A 14,978-nucleotide genomic window follows, 5' to 3' on the forward strand; every position below is an offset into this window, starting at 1 on the left:
CCAGCGCAAAGGGAAAGCGCGCAAGCGCGTGAAAGCCTTAGGTCGCTTTCATGCCTTTCACATTCATAAACCCTAATGTAAAGAATAGTGAATTAACATATATGACCGATAATCCAGGCGGTGGGGACTAAACGGATGAACACGGTCGTTGAAGCGGAACATCGTGTCCCGTCAGGGGAGGAATTGATGCGTCCGCAGGAATGCTCCCGCTGTCACGGGGCCAAGAAGGTTTTCGTTTGCGCGCGCTGGCTGAGCTCGAACGGCCATTGCTGCCCAGGGGGCACGCACCGGCTGAACTGTCCGGGACACAGCATCGTCTGCCTCCAATGCAATGGGCGCGAGAGCTAGCGGGATTCAAGCATCTGCCGCCGGTCGACCGCAACGCCGCGGAATTCCATTTAATGGCATCGGCCGGGGCCGCTCTCATTAAAGTTTAACATAGCCAGGCCTGCCTGCCCGCTGCAATCATTGCCTTATGGACCTGGCTATTGCCTTGCGCTTTGCCGCCGCCTACGACTTGGCGAATTTCATGATTTCCTCAGGCCTGACAAAGCAATGATCGTCCGACTGCGACGCGCCCTGCGATGGCAAGCGCTTCCGCTCCTTGCCGGCTTTGCGGTCGTCGCGCTGATCATCGTCTTGCGCGCCATCCTCGCCGAGGCGCAGATTGCAGACCGCGACGCCAGCCGCGAAGCGATCGAAGCCCAGCAATTGCTCTCGAGCCTGCTATCGCTCGCCCAGGACACCGAGAGCGGCCAGCGCGGCTATCTGCTGACGGGCGAGAAGAGTTACCTACTGCCATATCAACATACGGTCGATGCGCTGCCGGCGTTGCTCAGGCGCGTCGACGAGATGTTTCCGGCCGGCAGCGACAGGGCGCAGCAGGTCGTCGGCATCAAGGATGCGATTACCCGCAAGCAGGCCGAACTCGCGGAGACGATCAGGCTCTACGACACGGGCAACACGGCCAAGGCCCTGGACATCGTGCGCGGCGGCCGGGGCAAGCTGGATATGGACCAGATCCGCGCCAATATCGACGCGATCCGCCGCATTGACGGCGCGAACCTCACTTCCCGCGCGGAGCGCATGGAGCAAATCGAAGGCTGGTTGCGCGCCGGCTCGTTCGCCGCGCTGCTGGGCATCTTCCTGCTCGGCATCTACACGATCCGCCAATCCAGCCGCCGCTTCCACGAGGTGGCTACGGCGCAAGACGCCTTGAGGGCGAAGAACGCTGCGCTGCTCAACGAGATCGAGACGCGTGAAAAGGCGGAGTCGCAACTTCGCCAAGTGCAGAAGATGGAAGCGGTTGGCCAGCTCACGGGCGGCATCGCGCATGATTTCAACAATATGCTGGCCGTCATTACCAGCGCCATGAACCTCGCGCAGCGCAAGCTCGCCCGCGGCGAGCATGACGTGCAGAGCTTCGTCGACGCGGCCGCCGACGCCGCGGCGCGCGCCGCCAATCTCACGGCCAGGCTGCTTGCCTTTTCCAGGCAGCAGCCACTGGCGCCACAGATCGTCGACGCCAATCGCCTCGTCGCCGGCATGTCGGACCTTTTGCGCCGCGCGCTCGGCCATGCGGTCGAGATCGAAACGGTGCTGGCGGGCGGACTCTGGAAAACGCATGCCGACCCGAGCCAGGTCGAGAACGCGATCATCAACCTGGCGGTCAACGCGCGCGACGCGATGGACGAAAAGGGCAAGCTTACCATCGAGACGGCCAATTGCTATCTCGATGAAGCCTATGCGGTGGCGCATCCGGAGGTGAAGGCTGGCCAGTATGTGATGATCGCGGTGACCGACACCGGCGCTGGCATGTCACCCGATATCATGACCAAGGCTTTCGAGCCGTTCTTCACCACCAAGCCCGCGGCCAAAGGCACAGGGCTGGGGCTCAGCCAGGTGTTCGGCTTCGTCAAGCAATCCGGCGGTCACGTCAAAATCTATTCGGAGCCCGGCGAAGGCACGACGGTCAAGATCTATCTTCCACGTTTCACCGGTTCAGAAGAAGCGACGATGCCGGCAAAGGTAGGCAGCCGGAGCGATACTCCGGCAACCGAAACCGTCCTGCTCGTCGAGGATGACGCTCGCGTGCGCTTTTCGACGGCCGCCGCGCTGCTGGAGCTCGGCTACACGGTCGTCGAGGCTGCCAGCGGTGAGGAGGCGCTGCGCAAGCTCGGCGAGAATGCGGCCATCGCACTGATGCTGACGGATATCGTTATGCCGGGCATGAACGGCCGCCAGTTGGCCGAACGGGCACGCAAGCATTCCCAATCGCTGAAAGTGGTGTTCATGACCGGCTTCACCCGCAACGCGGTCGTGCACAATGGCGTGCTCGACCACGACCACGATGTGCACTTCATCGCCAAGCCGTTCACGCTGGAACAACTGGCGGCGAAGCTGAAGGATGCGCTGGCTTGATTGCTGGGCGGCTATCAGATCCGTCCGAGCACAACCAGAATGATAACAATTACAAGAACCAGGCCCAGACCACCGCCGCCATAGTAGCCCGTGCCGTAGAACGGCCCGCCGCCCAAGCCGCTGAAGCCGCCAAGCAGGGCAAGGATAAGAATGATGATAAGAATTGTGCCGAGACCCATGGACTTTTCCTCTCTCTGAAGCTCGAACCCAGCGCCGTTATGACCAAGTCAACTCGCAAGCGGCACGCATGTTCCGCTCACCTCTGGGCCGATGCTATTCGGACCTGGCCGAGTGAGCCGACACCATAGGCTGCCCGGGGTTGGCCTCAAGTTTGATGGGAACCAAAAGCATAAGCGCGACGGCGATCGCGATCGAAGCGATAACGGTAGCGGTGCAGAATACGTCTTTCATGTTCTCATCCTTAATATTCAAAGTTGCTGAACAACGTCTCTGCCAAGTCTCCTGTTCCACTTGACCTTCGTGGAACCATTCTCCCGTCCGCAACGTTTGAGGCAGCCCGATCTGGGCGACCTTGGGATAAAACGGAGGCAGGCATATGGGCGCGTCGGTTCTTGTCGGCATATTGATCACCTTCCTGGTGGTGATCCTGGTGCTCTACCTGGTGCAACGGCTGCCGCTCGATGCCCGCGCGCGGCAAATCGCGCAGATCATCGTCATCATCATCGGCATCATCTCGCTGCTCAAATATCTTGCGGTGTTTTAGGCACGATCCATATTCGGCACCCGGAAACGTCAAAAACCTGGTGTCCCATGAGAACCCCGTCGATCGCACTTGCCGCAGGCAAGATATTGTTGGCCGGCACAATGTTGTGCGCCGCGAGCGTTGCCTATGCCCGGCCAGATACGCGCGCCATGACTTGCGCGCGGACGCAGGCGCTGATCAAAAGCGACCATGCCGTGGTCTTGACCACGGGCCCGGACACCTATGACCGGTTCGTTCGGCAATTCGGCAATGAGTGCGACTGGCCGGAAGTGCCTGTCTCGACGACGGTTCCGGCCAAAGATGGCGAGTGCCGCGTCTATCGGTGCGAGGAGCCGATCAACCTTCCCGACTGACCGATGCTTCTTGCGCGCCGGCGGAACCATTGCAACCTCCTGCGGGTTTTAGCAGCCAGCAGCGGGAGGAACGGCAATGGCTGAAATCGTGCGCAGCGGCAGTTGCCTGTGTGGCGGTGTGCAGTTCCGCGTCACTGGCGAGCCGCTTCGAGTCGGCCTCTGTCACTGCAAGGACTGCCGCAAGACAAGCGGATCGGCCTTCCATGCCTACGCCGTATGGCCGCTAAGAGCGTTCGAAACCACGGGCATCACCAGCAACTATGGCGCTCGGAGTTTTTGCCCCACCTGCGGAAGCCGCGTTCCGTTCATCGGCGATGACGAGGCCGAGGTCACGATCGGTAGCTTGGACGTTGCGCCAACCGAAGGGCTGGCGCCGAGCTACGAGCTGTGGATCGGACGCCGCGAGCCTTGGTTGCAGGCCCTCCCCGCGGCGCGCCAGTTCGAGCATGACCGGATCGCCGATGATCCAGCGGCAGGCGCTGAAGCCGGCCCGGAGCCACTGCAAAGGTCGGCCCAGGTTCTTGGAGGACTTTAGTCGGAACGACGATCTTCAGTCCAACGGTGCCTCCGGCACGTTCGGAAAACGCGCGGCCTTGGACTGATATGCGCGGCTTTTCTGGAAGTTTCGCATTTTCAACCACCGGTCGGTTTGCCGGCCAATCAGCGTCAGCATTCTGCTAGGCGGGCGAACATGAGGCCGTAAGCCGACCGGGCTCCAGCAGCACGCAAAGAGTTTTATCGTTTTACAAAATATAAGAATTTTCAGCCATGCTTCTTGCGGAAATACAACCTCCGGGATTGTTTTGCCCGCCTGTCCGCTGCGCTTACCACGTTAAATACCAAACTCCAGTTGCAATACCAAAGTGAAAATTCCTTCGGCTCATGAAATTTTCTTCGCACCCTCTTTCTGGTATATCAAATATGACATCCCGAAATGCCATTGATAACAGGCCTTATGACTTCCGGCCTTGTACAAAAGGCCATCTTTGTTTCTTTCGGTTTTTGCTACATAGTGCTGGCGAATCTTGAAACCGGACGGGGCGGTTTTCATGACGTCGGCGATTGAACACGGCCGCAACATGCATATGCGGTATCCACCGATTGACGGGTTCTGGACCTGGGACATCAAGCGCGACCGCGTCTATGGCGACGCCAATCTTTCAGATTATTTCGGCCTGACACTTGATGAGTTCTGCCACGGCGCCTCGCTTGAACGATGCATGCAAAGCGTCGATCAGGACGACCGCTCAAGGGTTCGGCTGGCTATCCGCAAGGCCGTGGAGCGCAGGGCCGGCTTCAGGGAGGTCTATAGGGTCCATTCCGAAAAGATGGGGTTGCGCAAGATCCTGGCCGTCGGCCAATGTCACGTCGACGGGGTCGGCGAGGCGGCGCTTTATCCTGGCTGGTTCGTCGACCTGACGAAGGATGCCGCATGCGAGGAGCAGGCGTTGCGCGATATCCAAAACCATGTTGGGCAAGCCAAGGACATAGCGCGATCGATCGGACACGATATGCTGTCCTATCTTCTGGACAACATCGAGGAAGAAGTGGAGCAGCGGCTCGGTGCAAGGCTGAGGAGGCGAAGATCATCCTGAAGAGGCTTTCGCCGATCGTTTCCGGGCTAGCTTCCAGGCCGCTTGCCGCGCCTGCCGACTTCAGCCGCGACCATACGCGCGAAATGCGACTGGGGCGATCGGCGCTCGATGAGCTTGGCCCGTTCCAGGGCCGCATCGCCGTAAAATTCGATCAGCACGCCGGCGGCCTTGGCGGCGTCCGCCCTCAACCGGCCGAAATCCGCCTGCCCGCTCTCGCTCGAGGGCTCGCTCCTGGCAATCACGTCAAGCATGGCTTGCAACTTGTCAGCAGTGCTGCCCTCGTCTTCGTGCATGGTCGCCATCCGATTGGGCGCGTAAAATATCGACATTTCCGCGCACTGTCCAACAGGTTCGTTGATCGGGCATCAGTGCAACCGAGTACAGCTTCGCCGCGAGCGTGGTGACAATGTTCGTACAAGCATAGTGAGCCAAACTTACCGCACAGACATTTGGGGGCATCCATGGACCAGCCTAGCAAAATGGAAAACCTGCAGTTTGCGCAGGGGATCTTGCGAGAACTTCGCCAGAAGGCGGAGGCCGATGGCGAGAAGCTTCTGACCTATCTGATCGACATGGCTTATCTCGAAGCCAGCGACCGCATCCGCGCCCACTGGATCGGCAGCCACGAACACGAAGGCCGCCGCGCCAAGGGCTGAGGTTGCCCGCCCGGGACGGCGGCCGGAACGCAAAAAAGCCCGCCATGCCTTCCGGCACGGCGGGCGGATCAAAGCGCGTAAAGGCTGTATGAAACAGCCTGGCCTCTGACTATGACGCGGCCGCCTGTTGGCGGGCCGGAAGCTTCCAGCCCGGCCGCACGAAATGGCAGGTGTAGCCGTTGGGATAGCGCTCGAGATAGTCCTGATGCTCGGGCTCTGCTTCCCAGAAAGGCCCGACCGGGGCGAGTTCGGTGACGACCTTGCCAGGCCACAGGCCGGACGCGTCGACGTCGGCTATCGTGTCCTCGGCGATCCGCTTCTGTTCATCGCTGGTGTAGAAAATCGCCGAGCGGTAGCTCATGCCGATATCGTTGCCCTGGCGGTTCCTTGTCGTCGGATCGTGGATCTGGAAGAAGAATTCGAGCAACGTGCGGAAGCTTGTCCTGGCCGGATCGAAGTTGATCTCGATCGCCTCGGCGTGGGTGCCGTGGTTGCGGTAGGTGGCGTTCGGTACATCGCCGCCGCTGTAGCCCACTCGCGTTGAGATCACACCGGGCAGGCGCCGGATCAGATCCTGCATGCCCCAGAAGCAGCCGCCCGCAAGGACCGCGCGTTCGGTGGAAGAAGCCATGTCACACCTCCTTTGGATTGCTCCATAGATAGGCGTTGCGGCCGGGTTCTTCCAGCGGTTCGAACGGCTAATCGCTGACACCGGCATCGAAGTATCCGGCGTGGACGGTCTGCCCCCTCTCTGTTTCGAAGATATATGCTTGCACGACTTCGACGCCGTCGCGATCACGAATCCGGCGTTTGCCTGAATCTCCGCACCACCACCTCGAAGACGATATCCGAAATCCACATCGCACAAACGCCGATGAGGAAAGCGGCGGCAAGCGTGGTGGTGTCATCGGCTGTATCGGGTATCGGCAGGCCGCTTGCCCGGACCCAGGCGACGACAGGCAATGTCAGATAGGCGGCGGCCAGGGCGCCACAGATCGGCGACGCAACCATTTCGCGCAGCTTATAGCGGTGCCGCGACAGCGCCCGCAGCACGCCGCCGGCGAGCCCGGCCGCCACGACCTGGCCCTTGATGCCCAGAAGATCGAAAATGTCATGCATCACGGCCTCCAGCCGCAGAGTTTCTCGCCCTTGCGGTTGTGGGCGAGCAGCGCCCTCGCCTCCTGGTCAGACAGGCTGTCGACCGCGCTCGCGGAGAGGCGCATCGGCGAGGCGACGGCGCAGAAGCCGCCCCTGGCCGTCGTGCAGCCGGCAAGCGCGGCCGCGATGGCGGCGACGATCAGTCCCTTGCCCATGACTTCAGCTCCTTTCTGACTGCCTCAGCCGGCAAAGCGCCAATGTCGTTGTCGACCTGGTCGGCGACATTGCGAGCCGCGGCCTCCGCTTCGGCCTGCTTGCCGCGCTCGGCCCGCGCGCCGGCGAGGCGCTGGTGGAAACCCCAGCCGAGCGCACCGACAAGGCCGGCGCCGATGGCAAGGATCGTCGGATTGGTGAAAAACCATGCCAGCAGCGCGCTCATAGCAGCGCTCCGATGAGAAGCCCCGCGATGAAGCAGGCAGCACCGACGACCACATACGGCTTGGTCAGGTCAATGAGCTCGGTGATCAGTTCCTTGAGGTTTTCCATGTCAGTGCTCCCAGCCGAACCGGCGCGCGAGCAGGTGCCACCATTCGGCCGCGGCGGCGATGGCAAGACCGAGACCGGTCTCCAGCGCCATCTGAATGTCGGGATCGGCGGAGAACGCCGAGGCGTCGTCGGCCCCCAGAAGGCCGCGGGCGACAAGCACGCCCGCGCCATAGCGCAGGGCGATGCGGATGATGACGGCAATCATTGGCAGAGCACTCCGAAGAGATTGCAGGGAAGATGCATGGCCCAGGCAGCCAGGGCGCCGAACGCCAGCGCGATCAGCGCAAGGATGCCGGTTGCTTTGGGAGGCGATGCGGATTTGGGTGGCGCGGCGGGCGCCTCACCGCCGGCATGCGACCCTGCGTCCGCGGGCGCCGCGGTTGGCCCCGCACTATCGGCGGATGCTGGCGCCGTCGGCGCTGATATCGTCGTCGTCAGCGGCGTGGCCGACATCAGCAGCGCCTGCCGGCGCACCGAGGCGACACGCGCGCTCCAGCCCCGGCCGAAGCTCGGCCACGTCGGCAGCCTTTCGAGGAAGGCAAGCCGCGCATCGCAGAGCGCGTCGATGACGACACCGGCGGGTTTTCCCCTTGCCGCGACGAGCGTGGCCGGGCCGATGCGGCCGTCCTGGGCAACGCCGATCACAGCTTGAAGATATTTCGCCGCCCTGCCCGGCCCGCTGTTCACGGCAAAGTCGAAGACGGCATAGTCGACGCCGGCAGGAAGGTCGGCGCCGACGATCGCATCCCAATAGAAACGACGGTAAACCGTGGCCACCTGATCATCACTGATCTTGCGAAGATCGGCCTTGGTGGCGTCGGCTTTGACGTAGCGGCGGAAATTGGCGAGCGTGACGCCCTTCATGGTCGCGCCGCCCGGGTCGGCGGGATTGTCCGACCAGCCGCCTTCGGACGAGAGGACGAGCGAAAGGGCACGCGCGAAGTTGCGGTCCATGGGTGTTCCTTCGGACATTGGAGAGCAGGCATCTATGTTTGATGCCTTTGGGAAAAAGGTGCTAAATTGGTGCAATGTCCGGAGCGGGGAAGCTTAGATGACGTGCGCCTTCATAGGATCGATTTGCGGCATCGTCTGCGGCGTGATCGCATTCTTCCTATGCGAGGCCTTCTTTGTCGAAGAAGATGATCGCCCGGCCGATCGACGGATGTTCAGTGACGAACCCGAGGACTTCGGTCCGCCTTTAAAGAGCGTCGAACGGGCACTGGAATTCAAAGACGGGGAAGCGGCCCCACATTGAACTTCATGATATACCATCCGGCCTGATTGTAGGTCTGCCGCCCCAGCCAAATTTTAATCCGACCTTCCTCGTAGCGCCGAGCAAATCGGCGCCTGCCGTCGCTCATGAGCATGACGATGCTGGCCTTACCCCATCCTCACCCTGCCACAAGATCTGGTACCGGGTTTCCACGCTTTTGACATCAGCGTCCGCGAAACCCAGAACGAAGGCTGCGTATCGTGACCAGGATTTCGGCATATCCACCACATCCCCCCGCTCGAGCGTGACCACCGGCTATCCGGTAGAGGGCACCCATTGGCCAGCAGATAGTCGGTGCCATAGATTGTGTCGTCATGGATATGCATACGGCACGGGCTCGGCAGCTTGTCGAGCTTGAAGGTTGTTGCGATGCCTGCCAAGAACCAGCAGGTGAGATAGCAGAACACATAGAAAGCGAGCGGAACGAGACCCTGCAGCAACCACCGAAGGTACATCATTAGGCCTGCACCTCAGGCTCGGATGTAGCCCTCTATACCTCCACCTTGGCAGCCGCCTCATCCGCCTCGCGCTGGATCCGCAACGCTTCGATGCGGGCCGCAATATCCGGGGTAGACCGATGGATGGTCGTAACGGTGCGGATCATCGAAAGGTCCGCCTCACTCAGAGGAGAATAGCCAAGCTGGTCAAGGTGGGTATTAACAAGCCCGAATTGCGCATCCACGTCACCCAGAGGGTCAACGGCTGTGCGGTGCCATTCGGACTTGAGAAGTTCCCCGTTAAGGACGGTCTGCTTCGCGATACGAACTTCAATTCTCCCGTCCGCACAGGGCTTGACGAGATCAATCACGGTCTTCTTGTGGAGTATCATTCGGTTCTCCTTTAGGTGAAATAGACGCCACCGACCCGGAAGCCCGCAGCGCTGTCCATAGCGATGTTGGCCTCTGAGGCGCCTGTGGCTGCCGTCACGACGCTGATTACGGACGAGTTGGTTGGGACGAAGGCTTGCGGCACACCCGTGAAGGTGAGATTGAAGCACTCAAAGTTGCAGGAGCAGCCCGTCACATTGTTAGTGAAAGGCAGACCCGTGATCTGCATGCCGCCAGTGCCGGAGTGAGCGGACCATATCAGGGTCACGGCGAACGTGACCACATTCCCAATCTTGGTGTAGACACCTGACTGGGTGGTGTAGGTTCCTGTGCCTGCCGTAGTCTGTCCGATGAGGACAGGCGTAAAGGTGCCCTTCTCGTAGTCGTCTTGCGTGTTGGAGTCCGCACTCGGGATCTGCGTGGCCGGAAACTTGATGCCGCCTCCCGAGAGTACAGGAATGCCGGCAAAGGTGGGTGTTCCGGTGAATGTTGGGGAGGCCACCGGGGCAAACGAGCCGTCCACATAGGCCGTAGTAGCTAACCGGGTGCTATTGTTCCCGGCTGTCTGCGTAGGGGCCGTGGGGTTTCCCGTGAGGGCCGGGCTGGCCTTCGGCGCAAAGGTCACATCAACATAGGCCGTCGTGGCGATCTGGCTTGAGTTGGTGCCAGCGGCCGCCGTCGGCGCTGTGGGCGTGCCTGTGAATGCAGGGCTGGCCTTCGGCGCCAAGCCAGCCACCGCCACACCGCTGTCCTTCACCACTTTCCCGGTCGTGCCGTTGAACGTGGCGATGTTGTCGGTCGCGGCCGAGGCCGGCCCGGCGACCAGGCTTCCCACCGCAACACCGCTATCCTTTCCGGCCTTGCCCGTGGTACCGGCGAAGGTCACGATATTGTCAGTCGCCGAGGAGGCCGGGCCGGTGAAGTCACCGCTGCCCAGGCCGTCCGCGCCCTTGTCGCCGGCGCGGGCGAAAATCAGCCAGATGCCGTCGGTGGTCGTCGGCAAGGTGCCGGCGCCGCTGACATAGGCCAGGGTCAGTTTTCGATAGCCCGTCCCATCCACCACCGAGCCGGTGACGTTGTAGACATAGGCGATGGCGGTTGACGCTTTTGAGCGCAGCGTCAGTTGGCCCTTGATGACGTTGGTGCTGTCGTCGAAGCCGTCGACCACGCCGCTCACCGTGGCGCCGCCGGAGTCCAGGTTGTCAATATAGGCCGCAGTGGCGGAGGCGGCGCTGGCGTTGTTCAGCCGCAGCGTGCCGTTGCCGGGATCAGCGTCGGCGGTGCTGGTGGAAAAGGTGTAGCCAAGAGCCGCCGCCGCATTGGCCGCCGCAACGGCGCTCGCCGCCGCGTTGGTGGCCGACGTCGCGGCGCTGGTGGCGGATCCGGAAGCGGCGGTGGCGGAGCTCGATGCGGCGGAAGCCGAGCCGGCAGCTGCTCTTGCCGATGTGCCGGCGCTGGTGGACGAACCTGAGGCCGCGGAAGCGGAGCCGGCCGCAGCCGTCGCCGAATTGCCGGCATTGGTGGCGCTGGTCGCGGCATTGGTGGCGGAAGTGGACGCGGCGGTGGCGGAGCCGGCCGCCCCGGTCGCCGAGCCTGCCGCATTGGTGGCGCTGGTGGCGGCGGCATTCTTGGAAGTCAGTGCTGCGGCCGCGCTCGCGGCGGCGGCATTGGCGGCATTCACGGCGTCGCCGAGCGTGTCCTGCGAGAGATAGAAGCTAAGCACGATCGGGTCGGCGCCAATCACCGGATCCAGCGTCTCGAAGGCATAAACACGGTCGGCCGAGACGGTGCCCTCCTGGACATGCACCGTCGTGCCTTTCTGCATCGTGCGCGCGGTGCGGGCGTCTGCGGCGCGGTACCACTGGCCCTCGCTGACGGTGTAGATACCGTTCTGGGTCTGGTCGGCCTGGTCCTTGACCAGCACGCGGACGCCGACTTCCGTCAGCACGCTGTCGATGGTCTGCAGGCCGTAAAGGCTGATGTTCGCGGTCGTCGCCAGGCGCACGGGTTCGCGTTCGTGACGTAGACGACATCGGCCTCGGTATCCCAGGCGAGCTCGACCGCCGCGGAAGGATGGTCCCAGCCGAAATCGAGCGCGCCGATCCGTGGCCACCAGCGCGGCAACTTGAACGGCTCGCAGGCGATCATCTCCTCCGGCACAGGAAAGATGCGACCGGAGCCCAGCACTGGAATGCCTTTGGCGCGTGCTTCGCGCTCGTGCTCGGGATAGGCCGCGACGATCTCGGCGCGCTGCCCGGGCGAATAATGTCCGGCATCGTCGATGGTCATGAAGGTAACGTGGCGGGACATGGCAACTCCACTTCCTCGCCCCGCGAGAGCGGGGAGAGGTGGCGCGGCGAAGCCGCGACGGAGAGGGGACGGCGCCGGCTTTCGACAGAAGAACGGGAGGCTAAACGCCCTACGAAGGCCCCTCTCCGGCCGCTGCGCGGCCACCTCTCCCCGCTCTCGCGGGGCGAGGAACTGGAGCCATCACGTCGCGATGTTGTTCACCGGCGCCAGCGGCGCTGGAAGCGCGGTCTCGCCAAGCCCCCGGCGCAGCTCGATCTCGATGTCGCGGCAGATTTGCGAGATCGGCCCGTCGTTGGCGTTGCCTTCGAACGGATTGGCGCTGCTTTCGCCGACCAGGTCGAGCGACATGTAGACCCAGCCCAGCAGCGCGCTGAAAGGGATGGTCAGCCAGATCGAGATCCAGCCGAGCACGCCGCCCAGCTTGGCCATATCGGCAAAGACCGGAACGACCCCGAAGGGCAGCAAGGTGCAGAAGATGATCATGAACATCGAGCTCACGATCGCGTACTGCCGGGGATAGGGATTGTTCTTGATGCGATCGCAACGGGCCTGCTGGTCTTGGAAGTCGCGTATCAGCTTAACCAGTTCGGAGTAGACCTGCGTCGGAACGGCTGAACTCTTCAGCAAGCCGTTGACCTCGGCCAATTGCCTGTCGAGAAGTTCTATCGCCGGCTGCGGCGATTTCAGCACGCTTTCGGCTTCCTCGCCCAGCAGCCTACGCAGTTCCTCGGCAAGCGACGTCTTATCCTCCTGGATGTGATAGCGGCGCCGCCGGAACTCGATGTTGGCTGCTTTCGCCAGCGATTCCCAAGGCATCGGCCGCCGCAGCGAAAAGCGCAGCGCCGTCAGCCAGGCAAGATGGCGATAGATCAGCTGCCGGGCGGCGGCAGCATCCATGAAATCGCGGCAGAAGCCGGACAGCATCCGGCTGCTGGCGGTGATCTGTGAAAAGGCTTGCAGGGCCTCGTTGGCGCGGGTGAAGACTTGCGAATTCTTGAACCCGGCGACCAACGACACCGTGGTGCCGAGCACCAGCACGACCGACCATGGCACCGAGAACCCAGCTGTCGCCGGAAGGCGGTAGGCGGCGATCGCCAGCCCGCTCACCACGACCATGTAGATGACGCTGCGCCGCGACCAGAGCGCGAAGTCCAGCAACTGGTAAGAACGGCCTACATACATTCCTGAAATCCCCTACGGCATGCAAATCCCGCGACCGCGCATTCGCGCACCATAAGCGGTGGAAATCGTTTTGAAAGCTCCAGTTCCTCGCCCCCCCACGCAGTGGGGGAGAGGTGGCGCGGCGAAGCTGTGACGGAGAGGGGGCAGCGCCGGCTTTGGTGAAAGAGCGGACAGCAACTCGCAAGGCTTGTCACCCTACGAAGTCCCCCTCTCCGGCCGCTGCGCGGCCACCTCTCCCCCGCCTTGCGGGGGCGAGGAACCCAAGCCTTGAACCGCCTCCGCGCTCAAAAACCTGAGCACCACGTCGCTCATCCCCAACAACGGCGTGAACGTCACGATCGTTATGCCGTCGGTCGCGTTGGTGCGGGTGAGGCCCTCCGAATAGATGTCCAGCGGCGGTTCCTCGTCGAACCACACGCCGTGCAGCGTCTCGCCCTGCCATTTCTCGCGACCTTTTTCGTAACTCTTGAACGAGAGCACGCTTTCGCCGGCCTGCACGTCGCCGCCACCGCCCCAGCGCACGACGACGCTGTCCAGCGCTCCCGGCGCGCCGCGCCCCATCACCGTGTCGGCGATGGCATCGGCCGGGATCATGCCGGTGCCCCATTCTGCCTGTTGCTGCGGCGGGCCGACCAGCACGCGTTGCGGATTGTCGCGCGTGCCTTCGCCGGTGACGCCGGCGGCCCAGAGCTTGACGGGCTGGTCAAACACCTTGCCCACCCACCAGCCCGGATAGCGACCGGTGAGATGCATGGCCCATTCCGCGCCCCCTGCCCTGGTCTTGCCGAGCTGGTTGCCGGCCATGAACAGGCGCTCGCGGTTCGTTGCCCCTGCCGCGTGAAAATCAGCCTGCCGCTCGTACGGCGCATAGGACGCAAGGCGATTACGACGACGCCTGCGGTCCAGTTCCTCCAGCAAGGCCAGATAGGTCAGTAACGCCTTCGAGGAGCGGGCGGATGTTCGCTTCGAGGCCGCGGATGCGCTTGCGGATCTCCTCATCGCTCAACTGCCCGAGACTGTTTTGATTGGCATCGACACCGTCCGAGAATTCCTTGGCCGAAAAATCCTTGGGCAGCATCGTCAGCACGACCTTCAGATACTGCTCGGGTTTTTCGGCCCGCACCGCGGCGATGACGCCGGCGCCATGTGCGCGGAAATCGGCGCGAAGCGCGGCGGCGAAATCATCGACGAGCGTTTTTCGCGGGCGCTTCGGGCGAGTGGACGGAGCGGCCCCGGCTTGGGGACCCTTCGGCTTTCGGCTTGCCCGCTTCGCGGCGGCGCGGCGCCTGCTTTCGTCAGCCATGGGTGGCCGCTTGCGATGGCGCGGCTTTCGCCGCCTTGACCTTGCGGACCTTGCGCGCCGGTTTCCTGCGTGGCTTGGCGCTGGCCTGCTTGGCGGTCCGGGCATCGGCGGCCGGCGCGGCCATTGCTTTCAGCTTCGCCGTCGCGGCGCGGACTGAGGACGGGCCGAGGCCGTGGCCCGGAAAGCCGAAACCGGCGATGGCGTCGATCGGCCCGCCACGCACCATCCCGATGCGCACGCCCGGCGCGACCTGCTCGACGCGGCCCGAGTTGCGCGGCAGGCTCGAGCCCTCGAATTCGCCGATCGCGCTGACGATCTCGGCGCCGTCATCGGCGGTGACGATGGTGGCATAGCGTGGCATCTGGGCCTCGAGCAGAATGTTGAAAGCGCCGCAGGAGAGAGGAGCGCCGCCCCGCTAGCGCTTCGAAAGAATGGACGGTGAGAAAAATAAAAACCCGCCGGGCGGCGGGTCGTTGGCGCAAATCAGCACCATGGACAAAATAGTAGCATAGCTGCCTTCACCGGGCAATAGTTTCTAGGTATATTTTCCTACATTCCTCAAAACCGCGGCGCCCGGCGCGCCACACCCATAAATTGAAACGCCGGGCCAGGGCATAGCAAATTTTTGCCGGAACCAACCTTGGTCCGATGGGTTCCACCCTTAGTCGCAACGCGACAGACGACCGTCTC

Annotated in this window: 21 protein-coding genes and 1 pseudogene; 7 read left to right on the forward strand and 15 right to left on the reverse strand. The window is 62.7% G+C overall.

What is annotated here, in order from left to right:
• The first annotated feature begins 555 nt into the window (after nucleotides 1–555).
• Nucleotides 556–2,421 (forward strand): CHASE3 domain-containing protein, encoded by a 1,866-nt coding sequence (locus FJ957_RS26980; RefSeq protein WP_246685974.1) that lies wholly within the window; start codon nucleotides 556–558, stop codon nucleotides 2,419–2,421.
• A 14-nt stretch (nucleotides 2,422–2,435) separates the two neighbouring features.
• On the opposite strand, the gene FJ957_RS26985 is transcribed toward FJ957_RS26980, so the two are convergent.
• On the reverse strand, nucleotides 2,436–2,600 hold the full coding sequence (locus FJ957_RS26985; protein WP_082048942.1) for a DUF3309 family protein: 165 nt from the start codon (nucleotides 2,598–2,600) through the stop codon (nucleotides 2,436–2,438).
• A 377-nt stretch (nucleotides 2,601–2,977) separates the two neighbouring features.
• Between FJ957_RS26985 and FJ957_RS26990 the strand changes: the two genes are divergently transcribed.
• From FJ957_RS26990 to FJ957_RS27005, 4 genes are all read left to right on the forward strand, one after another.
• The gene (locus tag FJ957_RS26990; RefSeq protein WP_140835886.1) at nucleotides 2,978–3,145 is read left to right on the forward strand and encodes a Thivi_2564 family membrane protein; all 168 of its coding nucleotides are present in this window, start codon (nucleotides 2,978–2,980) and stop codon (nucleotides 3,143–3,145) included.
• Between the two features lie 47 nt (nucleotides 3,146–3,192).
• Nucleotides 3,193–3,498 (forward strand): hypothetical protein, encoded by a 306-nt coding sequence (locus FJ957_RS26995; protein ID WP_246685975.1) that lies wholly within the window; start codon nucleotides 3,193–3,195, stop codon nucleotides 3,496–3,498.
• Nucleotides 3,499–3,574: 76 nt separating this feature from the next.
• Nucleotides 3,575–4,033: a GFA family protein gene (locus FJ957_RS27000; protein ID WP_140835887.1), complete on the forward strand. Its 459-nt coding sequence runs from the start codon at nucleotides 3,575–3,577 to the stop codon at nucleotides 4,031–4,033.
• 514 nt (nucleotides 4,034–4,547) lie between these two features.
• The gene (locus tag FJ957_RS27005; RefSeq protein WP_140835888.1) at nucleotides 4,548–5,093 is read left to right on the forward strand and encodes a hypothetical protein; all 546 of its coding nucleotides are present in this window, start codon (nucleotides 4,548–4,550) and stop codon (nucleotides 5,091–5,093) included.
• Between the two features lie 26 nt (nucleotides 5,094–5,119).
• On the opposite strand, the gene FJ957_RS27010 is transcribed toward FJ957_RS27005, so the two are convergent.
• Entirely contained in the window at nucleotides 5,120–5,386 is a 267-nt protein-coding gene (locus FJ957_RS27010; RefSeq protein ID WP_140835889.1) for a hypothetical protein, read from the reverse strand.
• A gap of 216 nt (nucleotides 5,387–5,602) precedes the next feature.
• Between FJ957_RS27010 and FJ957_RS27015 the strand changes: the two genes are divergently transcribed.
• Nucleotides 5,603–5,749: a hypothetical protein gene (locus FJ957_RS27015; RefSeq protein ID WP_181180736.1), complete on the forward strand. Its 147-nt coding sequence runs from the start codon at nucleotides 5,603–5,605 to the stop codon at nucleotides 5,747–5,749.
• Nucleotides 5,750–5,858: 109 nt separating this feature from the next.
• Here the strand turns inward: FJ957_RS27015 and msrA are convergent, their stop codons facing one another.
• The 6 genes from msrA to FJ957_RS27045 all read right to left on the reverse strand — a co-directional run bounded on the left by msrA (nucleotide 5,859) and on the right by FJ957_RS27045 (nucleotide 8,347).
• Entirely contained in the window at nucleotides 5,859–6,380 is a 522-nt protein-coding gene (gene msrA, locus FJ957_RS27020) for a peptide-methionine (S)-S-oxide reductase MsrA (protein WP_140835890.1), read from the reverse strand.
• A gap of 164 nt (nucleotides 6,381–6,544) precedes the next feature.
• The gene (locus FJ957_RS27025) at nucleotides 6,545–6,868 is read right to left on the reverse strand and encodes a hypothetical protein (RefSeq protein ID WP_140835891.1); all 324 of its coding nucleotides are present in this window, start codon (nucleotides 6,866–6,868) and stop codon (nucleotides 6,545–6,547) included.
• Entirely contained in the window at nucleotides 6,868–7,062 is a 195-nt protein-coding gene (locus FJ957_RS27030) for a hypothetical protein (RefSeq protein WP_140835892.1), read from the reverse strand. The genes FJ957_RS27025 and FJ957_RS27030 overlap by 1 nt, the downstream gene beginning before the upstream one ends.
• Nucleotides 7,047–7,286: an ABC transporter permease gene (locus FJ957_RS27035; RefSeq protein ID WP_140835893.1), complete on the reverse strand. Its 240-nt coding sequence runs from the start codon at nucleotides 7,284–7,286 to the stop codon at nucleotides 7,047–7,049. The genes FJ957_RS27030 and FJ957_RS27035 overlap by 16 nt, the downstream gene beginning before the upstream one ends.
• Nucleotides 7,287–7,394: 108 nt before the next feature.
• Nucleotides 7,395–7,598 (reverse strand): hypothetical protein, encoded by a 204-nt coding sequence (locus FJ957_RS27040; RefSeq protein WP_140545445.1) that lies wholly within the window; start codon nucleotides 7,596–7,598, stop codon nucleotides 7,395–7,397.
• On the reverse strand, nucleotides 7,595–8,347 hold the full coding sequence (locus FJ957_RS27045; RefSeq protein WP_181180727.1) for a glycoside hydrolase family 108 protein: 753 nt from the start codon (nucleotides 8,345–8,347) through the stop codon (nucleotides 7,595–7,597). Before FJ957_RS27045 ends, FJ957_RS27040 begins: the two co-directional genes overlap by 4 nt.
• Nucleotides 8,348–8,444: 97 nt before the next feature.
• Between FJ957_RS27045 and FJ957_RS27050 the strand changes: the two genes are divergently transcribed.
• The gene (locus tag FJ957_RS27050) at nucleotides 8,445–8,648 is read left to right on the forward strand and encodes a hypothetical protein (RefSeq protein WP_140835894.1); all 204 of its coding nucleotides are present in this window, start codon (nucleotides 8,445–8,447) and stop codon (nucleotides 8,646–8,648) included.
• Nucleotides 8,649–9,156: 508 nt separating this feature from the next.
• Here the strand turns inward: FJ957_RS27050 and FJ957_RS27055 are convergent.
• The 7 genes and pseudogenes from FJ957_RS27055 to FJ957_RS27085 form a co-directional block, all read right to left on the reverse strand.
• Nucleotides 9,157–9,495 (reverse strand): hypothetical protein, encoded by a 339-nt coding sequence (locus FJ957_RS27055; RefSeq protein WP_140835895.1) that lies wholly within the window; start codon nucleotides 9,493–9,495, stop codon nucleotides 9,157–9,159.
• 11 nt (nucleotides 9,496–9,506) lie between these two features.
• Nucleotides 9,507–11,498 (reverse strand): hypothetical protein, encoded by a 1,992-nt coding sequence (locus FJ957_RS27060; protein WP_140835896.1) that lies wholly within the window; start codon nucleotides 11,496–11,498, stop codon nucleotides 9,507–9,509.
• Nucleotides 11,499–11,509: 11 nt separating this feature from the next.
• A pseudogene (locus tag FJ957_RS27065) lies at nucleotides 11,510–11,797 on the reverse strand (terminase family protein); the annotation flags it as partial.
• A gap of 186 nt (nucleotides 11,798–11,983) precedes the next feature.
• Complete coding sequence (locus FJ957_RS27070; RefSeq protein WP_140835897.1) at nucleotides 11,984–12,985, reverse strand: bestrophin family ion channel; 1,002 nt, start codon at nucleotides 12,983–12,985, stop codon at nucleotides 11,984–11,986.
• A 195-nt stretch (nucleotides 12,986–13,180) separates the two neighbouring features.
• Nucleotides 13,181–13,903 carry a terminase family protein gene (locus tag FJ957_RS27075; RefSeq protein ID WP_246685976.1) on the reverse strand — a complete coding sequence of 241 codons (723 nt, stop codon included), beginning with the start codon at nucleotides 13,901–13,903 and terminating at the stop codon, nucleotides 13,181–13,183.
• Nucleotides 13,869–14,288 (reverse strand): hypothetical protein, encoded by a 420-nt coding sequence (locus FJ957_RS27080; protein WP_140835899.1) that lies wholly within the window; start codon nucleotides 14,286–14,288, stop codon nucleotides 13,869–13,871. Before FJ957_RS27080 ends, FJ957_RS27075 begins: the two co-directional genes overlap by 35 nt.
• Nucleotides 14,281–14,649 carry a hypothetical protein gene (locus FJ957_RS27085; protein ID WP_140835900.1) on the reverse strand — a complete coding sequence of 123 codons (369 nt, stop codon included), beginning with the start codon at nucleotides 14,647–14,649 and terminating at the stop codon, nucleotides 14,281–14,283. The genes FJ957_RS27080 and FJ957_RS27085 overlap by 8 nt, the downstream gene beginning before the upstream one ends.
• Nucleotides 14,650–14,978 lie beyond the last annotated feature (329 nt).

Origin of the sequence: Mesorhizobium sp. B2-4-6, from assembly GCF_006442775.1 — a bacterium.
Classification (GTDB): domain Bacteria; phylum Pseudomonadota; class Alphaproteobacteria; order Rhizobiales; family Rhizobiaceae; genus Mesorhizobium.

Coding starts and splice junctions, on each gene's coding strand:
- FJ957_RS26985 (WP_082048942.1), bottom strand. CDS start 2,600: ATGGGTCTCGGCACAATTCTTATCATCATTCTTATCCTTGCCCTGCTT.
- FJ957_RS27035 (WP_140835893.1), bottom strand. CDS start 7,286: ATGAGCGCGCTGCTGGCATGGTTTTTCACCAATCCGACGATCCTTGCC.
- FJ957_RS27045 (WP_181180727.1), bottom strand. CDS start 8,347: ATGGACCGCAACTTCGCGCGTGCCCTTTCGCTCGTCCTCTCGTCCGAA.
- FJ957_RS27050 (WP_140835894.1), top strand. CDS start 8,445: ATGACGTGCGCCTTCATAGGATCGATTTGCGGCATCGTCTGCGGCGTG.
- FJ957_RS27085 (WP_140835900.1), bottom strand. CDS start 14,649: ATGCCACGCTATGCCACCATCGTCACCGCCGATGACGGCGCCGAGATC.
- FJ957_RS27025 (WP_140835891.1), bottom strand. CDS start 6,868: ATGCATGACATTTTCGATCTTCTGGGCATCAAGGGCCAGGTCGTGGCG.
- msrA (WP_140835890.1), bottom strand. CDS start 6,380: ATGGCTTCTTCCACCGAACGCGCGGTCCTTGCGGGCGGCTGCTTCTGG.
- FJ957_RS27055 (WP_140835895.1), bottom strand. CDS start 9,495: ATGATACTCCACAAGAAGACCGTGATTGATCTCGTCAAGCCCTGTGCG.
- FJ957_RS27000 (WP_140835887.1), top strand. CDS start 3,575: ATGGCTGAAATCGTGCGCAGCGGCAGTTGCCTGTGTGGCGGTGTGCAG.
- FJ957_RS27070 (WP_140835897.1), bottom strand. CDS start 12,985: ATGTATGTAGGCCGTTCTTACCAGTTGCTGGACTTCGCGCTCTGGTCG.
- FJ957_RS26980 (WP_246685974.1), top strand. CDS start 556: ATGATCGTCCGACTGCGACGCGCCCTGCGATGGCAAGCGCTTCCGCTC.
- FJ957_RS27030 (WP_140835892.1), bottom strand. CDS start 7,062: ATGGGCAAGGGACTGATCGTCGCCGCCATCGCGGCCGCGCTTGCCGGC.
- FJ957_RS27040 (WP_140545445.1), bottom strand. CDS start 7,598: ATGATTGCCGTCATCATCCGCATCGCCCTGCGCTATGGCGCGGGCGTG.
- FJ957_RS26990 (WP_140835886.1), top strand. CDS start 2,978: ATGGGCGCGTCGGTTCTTGTCGGCATATTGATCACCTTCCTGGTGGTG.
- FJ957_RS27080 (WP_140835899.1), bottom strand. CDS start 14,288: ATGGCTGACGAAAGCAGGCGCCGCGCCGCCGCGAAGCGGGCAAGCCGA.
- FJ957_RS26995 (WP_246685975.1), top strand. CDS start 3,193: ATGAGAACCCCGTCGATCGCACTTGCCGCAGGCAAGATATTGTTGGCC.
- FJ957_RS27005 (WP_140835888.1), top strand. CDS start 4,548: ATGACGTCGGCGATTGAACACGGCCGCAACATGCATATGCGGTATCCA.
- FJ957_RS27010 (WP_140835889.1), bottom strand. CDS start 5,386: ATGCACGAAGACGAGGGCAGCACTGCTGACAAGTTGCAAGCCATGCTT.